13 protein-coding genes are annotated in these 12,854 nt (G+C 60.5%); 7 read left to right on the forward strand and 6 right to left on the reverse strand.

Annotated elements, in window-relative coordinates; all coding sequences use genetic code 11:
- Positions 1–304 precede the first annotated feature (304 nt).
- The 3 genes from GJR96_RS17740 to GJR96_RS17750 all read left to right on the forward strand — a co-directional run bounded on the left by GJR96_RS17740 (position 305) and on the right by GJR96_RS17750 (position 4,089).
- Complete coding sequence (locus GJR96_RS17740) at positions 305–1,474, forward strand: sugar phosphate nucleotidyltransferase (RefSeq protein WP_151164850.1); 1,170 nt, start codon at positions 305–307, stop codon at positions 1,472–1,474.
- The gene (gene glmS, locus GJR96_RS17745; RefSeq protein ID WP_151164851.1) at positions 1,474–3,291 is read left to right on the forward strand and encodes a glutamine--fructose-6-phosphate transaminase (isomerizing); all 1,818 of its coding nucleotides are present in this window, start codon (positions 1,474–1,476) and stop codon (positions 3,289–3,291) included. The genes GJR96_RS17740 and glmS overlap by 1 nt, the downstream gene beginning before the upstream one ends.
- Before the next feature lie 237 nt (positions 3,292–3,528).
- Positions 3,529–4,089, forward strand: a complete 561-nt coding sequence (locus GJR96_RS17750) for an ArsR/SmtB family transcription factor (RefSeq protein WP_151164852.1) — start codon at positions 3,529–3,531, stop codon at positions 4,087–4,089.
- A 66-nt stretch (positions 4,090–4,155) separates the two neighbouring features.
- Here the strand turns inward: GJR96_RS17750 and GJR96_RS17755 are convergent, their stop codons facing one another.
- The gene (locus GJR96_RS17755) at positions 4,156–4,377 is read right to left on the reverse strand and encodes a harpin-binding protein (protein ID WP_151164853.1); all 222 of its coding nucleotides are present in this window, start codon (positions 4,375–4,377) and stop codon (positions 4,156–4,158) included.
- Positions 4,378–4,541: 164 nt separating this feature from the next.
- Here GJR96_RS17755 and GJR96_RS17760 point away from each other — a divergent pair, with 164 nt between their 5' ends.
- Together GJR96_RS17760 and GJR96_RS17765 are read left to right on the forward strand one after the other, a co-directional pair.
- A complete protein-coding gene (locus GJR96_RS17760; RefSeq protein WP_151164854.1) occupies positions 4,542–5,306 on the forward strand; it encodes a DICT sensory domain-containing protein in 765 nt (254 codons plus the stop codon).
- A gap of 137 nt (positions 5,307–5,443) precedes the next feature.
- A complete protein-coding gene (locus GJR96_RS17765) occupies positions 5,444–5,800 on the forward strand; it encodes a hypothetical protein (protein ID WP_151164855.1) in 357 nt (118 codons plus the stop codon).
- Between the two features lie 70 nt (positions 5,801–5,870).
- Here the strand turns inward: GJR96_RS17765 and GJR96_RS17770 are convergent, their stop codons facing one another.
- Entirely contained in the window at positions 5,871–6,293 is a 423-nt protein-coding gene (locus tag GJR96_RS17770) for a hypothetical protein (RefSeq protein ID WP_151164856.1), read from the reverse strand.
- Between the two features lie 75 nt (positions 6,294–6,368).
- Positions 6,369–7,310: a ring-cleaving dioxygenase gene (locus tag GJR96_RS17775; protein ID WP_151164905.1), complete on the reverse strand. Its 942-nt coding sequence runs from the start codon at positions 7,308–7,310 to the stop codon at positions 6,369–6,371.
- Between the two features lie 265 nt (positions 7,311–7,575).
- Here GJR96_RS17775 and GJR96_RS17780 point away from each other — a divergent pair, with 265 nt between their 5' ends.
- On the forward strand, positions 7,576–7,935 hold the full coding sequence (locus GJR96_RS17780; protein WP_151164857.1) for a winged helix-turn-helix transcriptional regulator: 360 nt from the start codon (positions 7,576–7,578) through the stop codon (positions 7,933–7,935).
- Between the two features lie 5 nt (positions 7,936–7,940).
- Here GJR96_RS17780 and GJR96_RS17785 read toward each other — a convergent pair whose 3' ends face one another.
- Complete coding sequence (locus GJR96_RS17785) at positions 7,941–8,384, reverse strand: Rrf2 family transcriptional regulator (RefSeq protein WP_058572311.1); 444 nt, start codon at positions 8,382–8,384, stop codon at positions 7,941–7,943.
- A 241-nt stretch (positions 8,385–8,625) separates the two neighbouring features.
- Positions 8,626–9,846, reverse strand: coding sequence for a bifunctional sugar-1-phosphate nucleotidylyltransferase/acetyltransferase (gene glmU / locus GJR96_RS17790; protein ID WP_151164858.1), 1,221 nt, complete (start codon positions 9,844–9,846; stop codon positions 8,626–8,628).
- 432 nt (positions 9,847–10,278) lie between these two features.
- On the opposite strand from glmU, the gene GJR96_RS17795 reads away from it, so the two are divergent.
- Positions 10,279–11,373, forward strand: a complete 1,095-nt coding sequence (locus tag GJR96_RS17795; protein ID WP_151164859.1) for a guanosine monophosphate reductase — start codon at positions 10,279–10,281, stop codon at positions 11,371–11,373.
- Between the two features lie 650 nt (positions 11,374–12,023).
- On the opposite strand, the gene GJR96_RS17800 is transcribed toward GJR96_RS17795, so the two are convergent.
- Positions 12,024–12,794, reverse strand: a complete 771-nt coding sequence (locus GJR96_RS17800) for an IclR family transcriptional regulator (protein WP_151164860.1) — start codon at positions 12,792–12,794, stop codon at positions 12,024–12,026.
- Positions 12,795–12,854 lie beyond the last annotated feature (60 nt).

Consider the following 12,854-nt stretch of genomic DNA (forward strand, 5'->3'; position numbering starts at 1 on the left):
TTCGGTGGTGCCCTTCTCCGGGTTGGGTATCACGAGGCGTTCACGAATACAGAACAGTCGTCGTTCGTTTTGATTCTGTATCCTTTCGACGTCACCGACCCGACGATTAGGAGTATCCATACCGCTAATCGTCCAGATTTCACTCGTCTCTGACCGTGACACCAATTATCATATGAGGCCCTAACTAGCCCCCCGATTCGAGAATTGGCTGTATAACAATCTCTGTCGCTCCCCCAAACACTGGTATGATTTGTGCCCAGTCACGGATACGTTCTGAAGGTACGCCCGTCGTGGGTGGTGACGCATGAACCACCGCATCACGGAGGCGGTCGTGCTCGCTGCTGGTGAAGGAAGGCGACTCCGACCACTCACCACGTTCCAGCCCAAACCGATGCTTCCGGTAGCGAACCGGCCGGTCATCGAGTACGTCCTCGACTCACTGTTCGAGTGCGGCATCGAACACGTCGTCGTCGTCGTGGGGCACCGGTCGGAGCGCATCCAGACACACCTCTCTGCTCGATACCCCGGTGCCGACGTCGAGTTCGTTCGTCAGGACTCGCGACTCGGCAGTGGTCACGCCCTCCTGCAAGCCGAGGGGCACGTCTCCGACTCGTTCGTCGTCTGCAACGGTGACAACGTCATCGACGCGGACATCGTCTCGAGCGTGTTGGAACGCTTCTCGATGACCGACTCCGTCGCGACTCTCGCTGTGGCGTCGTCGGAGACACCCGAAGAGTACGGCGTCGTCGTCGAACATGATGGCCGCATCTCAGACATCGACGAACACGCGGACGATGGAGACGGCTACCTCGTCAACGCGGGCGTCTACGCGTTCAACGAGTCTGTCTTCGACGCACTCCGCCGGACGCCGTCGTACGAAGGCGAGACCAGACTCCCGGATGTCATCCACCGCCTCGATGGATACGTCTCGTCGGTCACGGTCAACGGTGGCTGGTTGGACCCCTCTCACCCGTGGGGTCTCCTCTCTGTGACCGAGAGACTCCTCGCGCGTCTCGAGACGTCTTCGATTTCGACGTCCGCACGCATCCACGAACAGGCAATCGTCGAGGACCCAGTCGTCATCGGTGACGACTGCGACGTGGGTCCGGGTGCCGTCGTCGGCCCCGGGACCTGCCTCCAGAACAACGTCGTCGTCGGCGCGAACAGCGTCGTCGAACGGTCCATCCTCTCGACCGACGCTCGCGTCGACGCCGGCGCGATACTCCGAGATTCCGTCGTCGGCCCTGGTGGACACATCGGTGATGGCGTCGTCTCGCCCGGTGGGCAGGCAGACGTCATCCTCGAAGGGCGTCTGTACACGGACCGCCAACTCGGCAGTATCGTCGGTGACCGTGCGACAGTCGGTGCGAACGTGACGCTCTCTCCGGGGAGTCGGGTCGGTGCCGAAGCTATCGTCGGAGCGGGGACGGTCCTCCATGGTGACGTCCGCGAACGCGTGGAGGTGACGCACTGATGTGCGGAATCACTGCCTGCATCGGCGCAGACGACTCGGTCGATTCCATCATGGACGGCCTCCAGCGATTGGAGTACCGTGGCTACGACTCTGCTGGCATCGCAGTCAAAGACCAGAGTGGTATCTCGCTGACGAAGCGTGTCGGCGAAGTGTCCGAACTCGTCGCGGCAGTCGAACAGAATCCCATCTCCGGGAACTACGGCATTGGCCACACCCGGTGGGCGACGCACGGTGGCGTCACCGACGGCAACGCGCACCCGCACACTGACGAGTCCGGCAACGTCGCCGTCGTCCACAACGGTATCATCTCGAACTACCAGTCGCTTCGGTCCGAACTCGAATCGAAGGGCCACACCTTCAGCAGCGAGACGGACACCGAAGTCGTCCCGCACCTCATCGAAGAGAACCTCCGAAACGGCGCGACGCCCGACGAGGCCTTCCGCGCCGCTATCGGCAGTCTCTCGGGGAGTTACGCTATCGCAGCGATAATCGGTGACGAACAGGCTATCTACGCGACTCGCTCTGGGTCGCCACTCGTCCTCGGCGTGGGCGACGGCGAGTTCTTCCTCGCCAGCGACGTGCCGGCGTTCATCCAGCACACCCAACGCGTCGTCTACCTGCACGACGGCGACTTCGTCGTGACTCGCCCGGATGGCTACACGATTACGGACTCCGCTGGCCGGTCGGTCGACAGGCCGGTCGAGTACATCGAGTGGGACCCCGAGACGGCGACGAAGGGTGGCTACGAACACTACATGTACAAGGAGATTAACGAGCAACCCGGCGCGCTTCGCCGGACCACACAGGGACGACTGAACACCCACACCGGCGGCGTCGAGTTAGACGAGTTCCCACCGGGAATGTTCAGTGACGTGGAGCAAGTTCACCTCATCGCCATGGGAACGTCGCACCACGCGGGGATGTACGCGGCGTCGCTGCTCAACGCACGCGGTATCCCCGCGTACGCGTTCATGTCCGGTGAATACTCGGTGGTCAATCCGCCGGTGACGGAGAACACCCTCGTCGTCGCGGTCAGTCAATCCGGCGAGACGGCCGACACGCTCGATGCCGTCCGCCGCGCCCGCGCTTCGGGAGCACGGACCCTCGCCATGACCAACGTCGTCGGGTCGTCGATTACCCGCGAGTGTGACGACGAGATGCTCCTCCGCGCCGGCCCTGAGATTGGAGTCGCGGCGACCAAGACGTTCTCGTCACAGGTGACGGCGCTCGCACTCCTGTCGGAACGCATCGCCGAGGACATCAAGGGGACGAGATCTCCAGACGCCCGGACCCTGATGGAGGCGCTGGCGCGCCTCCCCGGCGACGTACAAGAGATTCTCGACACCTCCATGGCGCGCGAAATCGCAATCGAGTACCAAGACAGCGACGCGTACTTCTTCATCGGCAGGGGGCCGGCCCACCCTGTCGCCCTCGAAGGTGCGCTCAAGTTCAAGGAGATATCGTACGAACACGCCGAAGGGTTCGCCGCGTCGGAACTCAAGCACGGTCCACTCGCGCTCGTCACCCCGGTTACCCCGGTGTTCGCCATCTTCACCGGTCACGAGGACGAGGCGACGCTGAGCAACATGAAGGAAGTCCAAGCGCGAGGTGCGCCGGTCATCGCCGTCACGAACGAACGGTCGAGCGAAGTCGTCGAGTTCGCCGACCACGTCCTCACGATTCCCGAGACGCACCCAGAGGTCGCGGGCATCCTCGCGAACGTCCAACTACAACTGGTCGCGTACCACGCGGCGAAGTTGCTCGAACGACCAATCGACAAGCCGCGGAACCTCGCGAAGTGCGTCACCGTCGAGTAAGCGCGCGCACCCCACACCAGCCAGTGGACCCACACCGTCGTGTCCGCTGTTCTGGCTGACTGACACGGAACACTGTCTCGTTTTTCAGCTGTTTTACGCCATCTAACAGACGCAGTCTGCTGTTTTCATCGCTCACTCCCACGCCGACTTGCACGCCAAACGTATCAGACTAAATGAAATAATAAGAATACTGTAGGCGCCGATTACATATTCCTTGCCAACGTCTGGTAGCACACGATGACACGACGAGAACTTGTGGACGACGTCCTCTCGTCGTCAGACGACCCCGATGGACCGCTAACGGGTGACGCAGACGAGGTTCCACCCCCATCGAGTACAGACGTCCCTCCGGAGTCTACTGACGACGAACTCCTCGACGCCCTCGGAGATAGCGTTTCACGTGAGGTCTTGTTGGCCTGCAAACGCGCCCCGATGACCGCAGAAGAACTCGCAGAGAACTGTAGCGTCTCCGAATCGACTATCTACCGCCGCTTGGAGACACTCTCGTCGCTCGGACTCGTCGAACGGAGTCAACGGGTCGAGACACCGAACAAGACGTGTTACGAGACGGTCGTCGACGGTCTGTCAATCCACCTCGGCGACGACCTCCGCGTCGAGGCAGGTGCGAGCAACTACGTGGTGGACTCGATGCGGACGTTGCTCGCGGCAATCGACGTGAAACAACTCTCGTACGATAACGACGAAAACAGCGTCGACGTGCGGTTCGAGTTAGCACCACACCTTCTAGATGCGCTGGTCGAACTGTACATCCGGGATACCACGTCGCGCAACGGGTGACCTGACCCGCCACACTGTTGTTGCGAGGCTCTTTCCCACCATCCAAACGACCCCCCGGTCAGTGCACTATCGCCACGACTCGTCGACTTCTTCGAGGACGAGTTCGACCGCTTCGGCAGGGTGTCCAGCGGCGATGAGGTCCCACGCGGTGGCGGCAGTGACGGGGCCGATGTACTGCGACGCTTCGAGACCAGCGACGATGCTCGGGGCCTCGCGCGCGAACCAGTCGTGGACTCCCGTCCCGGTGGTGTCGGCGCTGGGAGTCGACTGCTCGGACCCAGAAATCATACTGAGTGTACGACCCCGACACCCATAGTTAAGAATCCACGACACGACGTAATGCGACCCGTTATCTCTCGAAGAAACTCAGTTTCGAGTAAGATCAGGGCTCATACATCTTATTAATTTTATGCAAAGAATCATATGTGGGTACTACATCTTCACCACTCAGTATGTCTCTCAGCGAATTGATTGCCGGTGTCGCCGCCGCTGAGCGGACGCTCACCGTATTCAATCCGCGCGAGGGGGTCGTCGACCGCCTCGCCGAACACTTCGAGGACCGCAACGTCTCGGTCGAAGCGGCGACGGCCGACAGTGGGCCATCAAACTACGCTGTCCTCGGGACGGGAGAGAAGTTTCACACCGCGGTCAACGTCGCGAACGTCCTCAAAGACGCCGAGGATGTCGAACCCGGGTTCGAACGGGAACCGTACGCCCCTATCTTGGACCATCTCGACGAGACGCTCTTTACGTCGTACGACCGGCAGAAGATGCTCAATGCGACGCGCGAGATAGAAGACCGGGCATGGCGCGTCGGTGCTGGCCAACTCCACTCAGGTTTTCAGACGGGCGACAACCTCGAGGCTCAACTCGAATCGTACAACCGATTAGGTGGCCGAAACGACCTGTTCGTCCACGCGTACATCTACCCGTCTGAGGACGTTCCGAAGGTGGACGACTTTCAACTCCATCTCGCTCGCTCTGAGGAAGTCCGTCGCTCGTGGTTCGTCGTCTACGACGGAAACGGAGTCGACGACTACAAGTGTGGCCTCGTCGCCGAGGAACAAGCCAACGGACAGGGATTCCGAGGATTCTGGACGTACGACCCGTCTACCGTCGACTACGTCCTCGGCCATCTGACGACGACGTACTCTATCATCGAGTCCGACGGGACGGGCGACGACGAGATGGCGTCGCCGTCTACTCACCCGACGTGAATCTGAGTTGGCGTGACGCACCGGCCCGCCACGATTCTCCACTCCCGAATTGACTCTCGCAGCCACCGCTGTCTGCGAAAATCAACACCGAGAACTGGGCGGGAATACTTACGACTGAGTGGTCGGAAGTGGTCCGTATGGTAGACGGTATCCTCCTCGAATCCTCGCAACTGAAGGGGAAAGTAAAGGGTGGCCGCGCCGGCGCAGAGATTACCGGAATGAGTTACATCGGGTACGAAATCGGCGTCACAGAACACAGCCTCCACATCTTCGGCGACCACTGTAACGCCGACATCAAAGACGAAGACTTTCGGTATCTCATCGTTCCGCTCGACTCGATTCAGGGTCTCGAACTGAAAGATACGACCGACCGTGGACGAGCCATCGAGGTTCACGCACTCGACGACGAAGTCGTCCTCTTCTCTGAAAACCAGACTCGTCTCTCAGAGAACCTCAAACGCGTCTTCTTACTCCTCTCTCGGCTGCTCGCGTGAGGTGTCCACGCGGGTTGGATACTGCTCACTGACGGTGTCGTGGAACGGTCGTTGGCCCATCAGTCTCCACTCACGTACTCGTCGGTCGGACGAACGTGACGACGCGTTCGTCTCCCCCGGTGTGTCTCTCGTGAGGTCCAGTGAACGCTAATTCGTCACGCGTCCAGAACTCGACGGTCGGTTCTGTGACGAACGTCTCGGCGCTCCATCTGTATTCGATTTCGACTTCGATAGGGCGAGTTGGGTCTGGTGACGCGGAAGCACTCGTCTCGACGATTCGGGCGATGCTCCCAGTCGTCGGTGTCGTCACGAGGACGTACTGCCCCCGCTGAATGCCCCCTTCGGCGTCGGCGACGAAGTGGTCGTCTCCTACCCAGACGTTGAGGGTGTCCCCACGGAGCAACACGACAGACGCTTCGAACTCGAAGACGCCACCACCTGTGTCACCACTCTTACCGACGACTGTCAGTGAGACCGGTTGAAACTCGTGCATGAGACGGATACGCGCTGTGACGACAGAACGACTTCGCCTCCGTAGACCATCTCTTTCGAGACTGTGTATCCGGCTTCAGTCGTCTGCCTCGGCGACGGCGTCGAGTGGCGGCAGTCGGTCTTCGATGGCGTCTCTGTCTGCTTCCAACCACGGGGGGAGTTTGAGTTCCGTACCCAGGTCGTTGGGGTCTTCGTCCCGAGTAAACCCGGGGCCGTCGGTGGCTATCTCGAAGAGGACTCCTCCCGGTTCACGGAAGTATATCGACCGGAAGTAGCGTCTGTCCTTCTGTTTCGTGACGTACATTCCGGCGTCGGTGAGTCGTTCGCGCCACGCCGATTGCTCGTCGTCGTCGGCCGTTCGGAACGCGACGTGGTGGACGGTTCCGACCCCCGGTCGTCCGCGAGGGCCGTCGCTGGTCAGGACGTCGATAACCGACGCTCGGTCGCCGTTCGTGGCGTACCGGAGGCGTTCTGCCGTCGATGCAGTCTGCTCGTAACCGAGAACCCTGAGGATACTTCCTGTCACCTCGGGGTCGGTCGAGTGGAGCGTCACACCGTGAAACCCACGGATTGCGTGGTCAGTTGGGACTGGACCATCGGCCCACGGGTCGACTGGCGAGTCACCCGTGACGAGTTCGAGTGGTTGCCCATCGTGGTCACGGAATGAGACGACAGTCTCACCGAAGCGTGTGGTCTGGTCGTCGACTTCCACGTCGTGGCCGCGGAGGCGGTCTACCCAGTAGTCTATCGACCCGTCTGGGATGGTGAACGCGATGGCAGTCGCTTGGCCTCGTCCGGGTCGGCCGGGGTGTTCGCCGGCGAACGGGAAGAACGTGAGTATCGTTCCCGGCGTTCCGGTCTCGTCTCCGTAGTAGAGGTGGTAGGTGTGCGTGTCGTCGAAGTTGACCGTTTGCTTGACGAGGCGTAAGCCAAGCACGTCGGTGTAGAACGCGACGTTTGCTGTGGGGGTACCCGCGATAGCGGTCACGTGGTGAATTCCGTTCGTCTGCATGATGATGGTGGGTGTCGTGTTTCGGTCGGTCCACCGGCACGTTGACCCGGTTGGACGAACCTGCCGAGATACGATTCGAACCTGACGCACTGTAGGAGTCGCCCGAACATATAGTTGCTCTGACAGTGGTGAAACCAGGTTACTCGCACGTCACCATACTTCGTCTGTCAGGGTGCGTTCGTTCCCGTGGACGTTCAGACGAACCAAGTAACGTTCTGAAAGTAGGTGAACTAACCGAACCACTAAAGGCGGTGTGAACCCAGAGGTGGGTATGGCCTCAGAAATCTCCGCGGACGACGCGCCGTGTCCCATCATCGACTCGCTGAAACAGATTGGGTCACAGTGGCGTCTCATCGTCCTCCACGACTTGCAGGACGGCGAGAAGCGGTTCAACGAGCTCAAGCGCTCGACGGGCGCGAGTTCCCGGACGCTATCGCGCGTCCTCGACGACCTCCAGGAGACGGGCTTCGTCAACCGCCGTCTCGAAGAAGACGCGCCTGTCGCGACGTACTACTCGCTGACCGACAAGGGTGTCTCGCTGTGCCCGGTGTTCACCGAGATAGAAGAGTGGGCGAACGAGTGGCTCGAAGAGTCACCCGTCGAAGTCGAAGCCGCCGAGTCGACCGCCTGACCCCGTTAGATTTCCAGTGGGTCGACGTCCGCGGCGTCGAACACTGTCTCGTGGACGTCGGCGACGGTGACAGCGTCCAATTCGTCGAGCATCGCTTGAATTGCGGGTTCGAATAGTTCGTCGAGCACTGGCTGGATGTGTTCACCAACCGTGCACTCGTCGTTCGGTTCGTTCGCGTGGAAACAGAATGGTTCACCGTCTTCCACCGCCTCGTAGATGTCTCGAAGTGAGATGGCCCCCGGTTCACGCGCGAGTGTGAACCCACCAGTTGGCCCGCGCTTGGAGTCCACGAGGCCTGCTTCCCGAAGTGAGCAGAGCAGTTGCCGGATGACGACCGGATTCGTGTTGACGCTCCAGGCGAGACGGTCGGAAGACAGCCGTTCGTCGCGCCGCACGGCCAAGTTCGTGAGCACGTGAGTCGCGACGACGAATCGGCTGCTGTTCGACATACACTCTGATTCGTTCTACTGCCATTTTAGATTTCACGGTGGCTCGCTCGTCCTCCTCGACGCTCTCAAAATTCTGCCTTTGGTCGTTTGTACCCGATTAACTCTCCCGACTCAGAATACACCTTCACGAAAACTGTACAGACATCTCTAATTGGGCGGAAAATTCGAACGTAATGAACCAACAGAAGTTAAACTCACACGACAATCTGTCGACGGCGACGGCCGTCGAGACTGTGACAACTCAGTTGCCGTCTGCGTCTGGAGCGTCGTCGACCCTGTCGTAGAGAACGGACTCACCCGGCTTGACGGTTCCACCGGTCGGAAGTCGGACCCCAGCGTTTAGCGAGGCGTTGATTCCCGTCTTGACACCGTCTCCGAGAATCACGCCGTACTTCCGTCGTCCGGACGAGACGAGTTCGCCTTTGAGCATCTGCCGGACGGGTTCTCCGTCGTGGCGGAGGTTGGCGACTTTCGTTCCCGCCCCGAAGTTCACGTCGCGTCCGAGAAGACTGTCGCCCACGTACGAGAGGTGGCCGACCGTCGCGCCTTCCATCAGTACACTGTTTTTCACCTCGACGGCGTGGCCGACTTTTGCGTCTTCGCCGACAACCGTGTGGCCGCGGATGTAGGCGTTCGGGCCGACAGAGGCCCCACGACGCACTAGCACGGGTCCGTCGATGACGACGCCCGACCGGACCGTCGCCCCTTCTTCGACGACGACTGTCCCGTCGAGTTCGGCGCGTTCGGAGACGTCGCCGTCGACTCGTCCCTCGAGTTCACCGAGTTTCCACTCGTTCGCTTCGAGGAGTTCCCACGGCCGGCCCACGTCCAACCATCGGTCGAACGCGACGCCGCGAACGTCGAACTCGTCACAGGTCCGCGCGAGTACGTCGGTCAGTTCGAGTTCGCCGCGGTCACTCTCGGCGACGTTGAGCCACGTCTGTGCCTCTGCCGGGAAGACGTACGCGCCGGCGTTGATGAGGTCCGACGGTGGGTTCTCGGGCTTTTCGATAACTCCACTGACGAACCCGTCGCTGTCGGTCTCTAAGACGCCGTAGGACCTCGGGTCGTCGACTCGGTACGACCCGACTGCTGCACCGCCGTCGTACAACGTCGTCAACGACGGTACGTCGTACAAGGCGTCACCGTTGAGGACGACGAATGGTTCCTCGGGGTCGAGCGATGACGCCGCTGCCCGGACCGCGTCTGCGGTTCCGCGCTGTTTCTCTTGGACCGCAAATTCGACTGGGACTCCCCCTCGCTCCGTGCCAAAGTACGACCGGACGTCGTCTGCCTCGTATCCGACGACCAGGGTGAGACTCGACGCTCCGGCATCGATAGCCGCATCTGCAGTGTGTGCGACCAACGGTTTGTCGACGACCGGAAGCATCGGTTTCGGTCGTCGGTCGGTGAGTGGACGCATTCTGGTCCCGCGCCCGGCAGCGAGGATGACGGTTTGCATGCCTAATGGACGCTCCGCGGGAAGGAAATTTTCTTCGGCCTGATACAGTTCGAGAGAGGAGAAGTGGGGCCCACTGAGCGGCGAGGATAGTGGGGTGTGCCTCTGTTCCACCTACCGTTTCCGACGCGTAGGTGACCGGCCCGGCAACTGGTTGTCAGATTCAACAGAAAATAATGGTTCCGAATAGTGCGCGTCCCCCACTATCGTGGTGCGCGTACTCCAAACAGCGCTTCCGCTCGACAGAATACGAACCACACGGCCCGCGAGCGGCGAATACGTTGGGGTTACGATTGGGTTGGAGATTCGCACGGGCGCGGCGCCGTGTGTTATTAGACAGACGAACTCGGTGAGGTAATAGTTTCGTTCCGCGGCGACGTGGGCCGTCTCCGTCGGAACTATACTGTCACACCCCATCGGCTGTGGAGGGTTACGATGGAGATTCGCACAGGACTCTCGTATGGAGACGTATTGCTGGTTCCACAGCGCTCACCGGTCGATAGCCGGAGCGACGTGGACCTCTCGACCAACGTGACGCCGAACCTGCAGTTGGAGACGCCACTCGTCAGTGCGGCGATGGACACTGTCACCGAAGCAGACCTCGCAGCCACGCTCTCGCACCTCGGCGGTCTCGGTGTCGTCCACCGCTTCCTCGACGCCGACGAGCAGGCCGAACAGGTGCGAGCAGTCGCAGACGACGGCGGAACCGTCGCTGGCGCAGTCGGAATCGACGAGGCGTACCTCGACCGGACCGAAGCGCTCCTCGACGCCGGTGCCGACGCCATCGTTGTGGACATCGCACACGGCCACATGGAACGGTGTCTGGATGCAGTCGCACACATCCGCGACGAGTTCGACCCCGAAATCGTCGCTGGTAACGTCGTCACGCCGGAGGCTGTCGAAGACCTCTGGGAGGCGGGCACAGGATGTGTGAAGGTCGGCGTCGGTCCCGGGTCTCACTGTACGACGCGCGAAGTTGCCGGTGCTGGGTACCCGCAACTCACGGCTGTCTCGAACTGCGCCGAACGCGCCCACGACCTGGGAATCCACGTCATGGCCGACGGCGGCATCCGTACGTCGGGTGACGCGGCGAAGGCGCTCATGGCGGGTGCCGACACCGTGATGATGGGGAGTTTCTTCGCCGGCACGGACGAGGCTCCGGGGCACGTCGTCGAAGTCGACGGCGACACGTACAAGCGCTCCCGCGGGATGGCATCGACCGAGGCCGCATCTGCCCGCGACGATAAGCAGAGCGACATCGATGCAGGCGAGGGCGTCGAAGCGCTTACCCCGTACAAAGGACTCGTCACACCGCTCGTAGAGGAGTTCCTCGCGGGCATCCGGTCGGGTGTGAGTTACTCCGGTGGCCATACGATTCTCGCTGCCCGGGAGAAAGCGGCGTTCGTCCGCGTGGCTGGAAGCGCGAAAGAACGGGAAGGTGCGCACGGAGTCGTTTTCGCCGACCGGACTGTCGACGGCGACGACGCCGCCGAGAGAGACCACGAACAACAGGCACCGCTCGCAGACTGACGGCGTCGATTCGTCGGGTCTGCACGTCGTCGCGTTCCAATCGCACTTTCCCTGCGTTGCACTACGGCCAATAGACGCATCTCCCCGTCTACCGCCTCGTCTTCGAACACATCTATGTAATACTATAATATCTGATATATCTCTGTTCATATCTACACATCGATAACTATCGGCAGAGTATCGTTGGCATCACCAAGTACCCATCTATTCTTGCAATATCTCTAGAGCTGGCAGGTGATACTCGTACGACCGATTCTGTGGTCGTCTATCACCCGGCCGGTTCTCTCTCCCACCCGCACTCGCACTTCCAACCCCTCAAAGTGACGAATACTGCACTGTAACCTACGAAACTCCCGGGCGTACGTTGTGAGAAATTATCTGAAATCTGTCTATGACTGGAAGATGATTGTACGGGCAGTAACCGGCGACTCGAGAGGCACTGCCCAACACCGCCACTGCAGACCGGAGTTGTCGTTCTCGAAACTGGAATCAATTACGGACGTACAAGTGTAATGGGTTGTCTGATCCCGGGATGTCGAGTGCTAACAACAGTACCAGTGTAATGGGCTACGAGGAGTTCGTGGGGTTCGCGGCCGAGTCGTCACTCCGAGCGAAATATCGATGGTGAACGAGTGTTCGGCAGAGTAGAACTACGAGTACGTCGCGCGGATACCGATGACGCGGGCGGCCTGTTTGACCATCTCTGGGACCTCGCTGTGGTACCATTCACCTTTCATACGGGTCGTCGGGCCGGAGACACTGATAGAACCGAGGATGGTCTCGTCGTCCGAAAGAATCGGCGCACCGACGGCGCGCATCCCAGTGATTCGCTCCTCGTCGTTGAACGCGTGACCGCGTTCACGAATCGCATCCAAGTCCGCGTCGAGTTCCGTCCGGTCGTCTATCGTCTTCGACGTGAGTTGTGGCAAGTCGTCGTCGAGAATCTCGTTTCGGTGTTCCTCGTCACAGAAGGCGAGATACGACTTACCGACAGCGGTCGTGTGCAGGTCGACAGTCGTCCCGATGTGGGAGTCGGTCTGGAGTCCCTGTTCGGACTTCACCTGGTAGATGTAGACGCCGCGGCCGTTCTCTTCGACCATCACCTGACCGCGTTCGCCGACGGCGTCCACAAGGTCGTCCATCTCTCCAATCGAGGCGTGGTAGAGTGCGTGCCGTGTTCGTGCGTGGTCACCGAGGTCGAGGAATTTGAGACCCAAGGCGTATCCGCCATCTACCTGAACGACGTATCCCAGTTGCAAGAGCGTCTGGAGATGGTTGTGTGCGGTACTCTTCGAAATTCCGAGCGCTGTGGCCACGTCGGAGACGCCGCTGGCCCCCTCGTCACGCAAGTGTTCGACGATGCCGAACGACGTTTTCGTAGCGCCGATAGACCCGCTTGCACGGTCCTCGTTCGTGTTCATGGGTACCAATTGGGGAGGTTCGCAATAATTGTTCGTATTAAGTTCGGCAGTGCCGAACAA

It is taken from the genome of Haloferax litoreum, from assembly GCF_009674605.1.
Taxonomy (GTDB): domain Archaea; phylum Halobacteriota; class Halobacteria; order Halobacteriales; family Haloferacaceae; genus Haloferax; species Haloferax litoreum.

Bases quoted from the DNA above. Each gene is read 5' to 3' on its own strand.
- GJR96_RS17740 (WP_151164850.1), top strand. From the start codon at position 305: ATGAACCACCGCATCACGGAGGCGGTCGTGCTCGCTGCTGGTGAAGGA.
- glmS (WP_151164851.1), top strand. From the start codon at position 1,474: ATGTGCGGAATCACTGCCTGCATCGGCGCAGACGACTCGGTCGATTCC.
- GJR96_RS17750 (WP_151164852.1), top strand. From the start codon at position 3,529: ATGACACGACGAGAACTTGTGGACGACGTCCTCTCGTCGTCAGACGAC.
- GJR96_RS17755 (WP_151164853.1), bottom strand. From the start codon at position 4,377: ATGATTTCTGGGTCCGAGCAGTCGACTCCCAGCGCCGACACCACCGGG.
- GJR96_RS17760 (WP_151164854.1), top strand. From the start codon at position 4,542: ATGTCTCTCAGCGAATTGATTGCCGGTGTCGCCGCCGCTGAGCGGACG.
- GJR96_RS17765 (WP_151164855.1), top strand. From the start codon at position 5,444: ATGGTAGACGGTATCCTCCTCGAATCCTCGCAACTGAAGGGGAAAGTA.
- GJR96_RS17770 (WP_151164856.1), bottom strand. From the start codon at position 6,293: ATGCACGAGTTTCAACCGGTCTCACTGACAGTCGTCGGTAAGAGTGGT.
- GJR96_RS17780 (WP_151164857.1), top strand. From the start codon at position 7,576: ATGGCCTCAGAAATCTCCGCGGACGACGCGCCGTGTCCCATCATCGAC.
- GJR96_RS17785 (WP_058572311.1), bottom strand. From the start codon at position 8,384: ATGTCGAACAGCAGCCGATTCGTCGTCGCGACTCACGTGCTCACGAAC.
- glmU (WP_151164858.1), bottom strand. From the start codon at position 9,846: ATGCAAACCGTCATCCTCGCTGCCGGGCGCGGGACCAGAATGCGTCCA.
- GJR96_RS17795 (WP_151164859.1), top strand. From the start codon at position 10,279: ATGGAGATTCGCACAGGACTCTCGTATGGAGACGTATTGCTGGTTCCA.
- GJR96_RS17800 (WP_151164860.1), bottom strand. From the start codon at position 12,794: ATGAACACGAACGAGGACCGTGCAAGCGGGTCTATCGGCGCTACGAAA.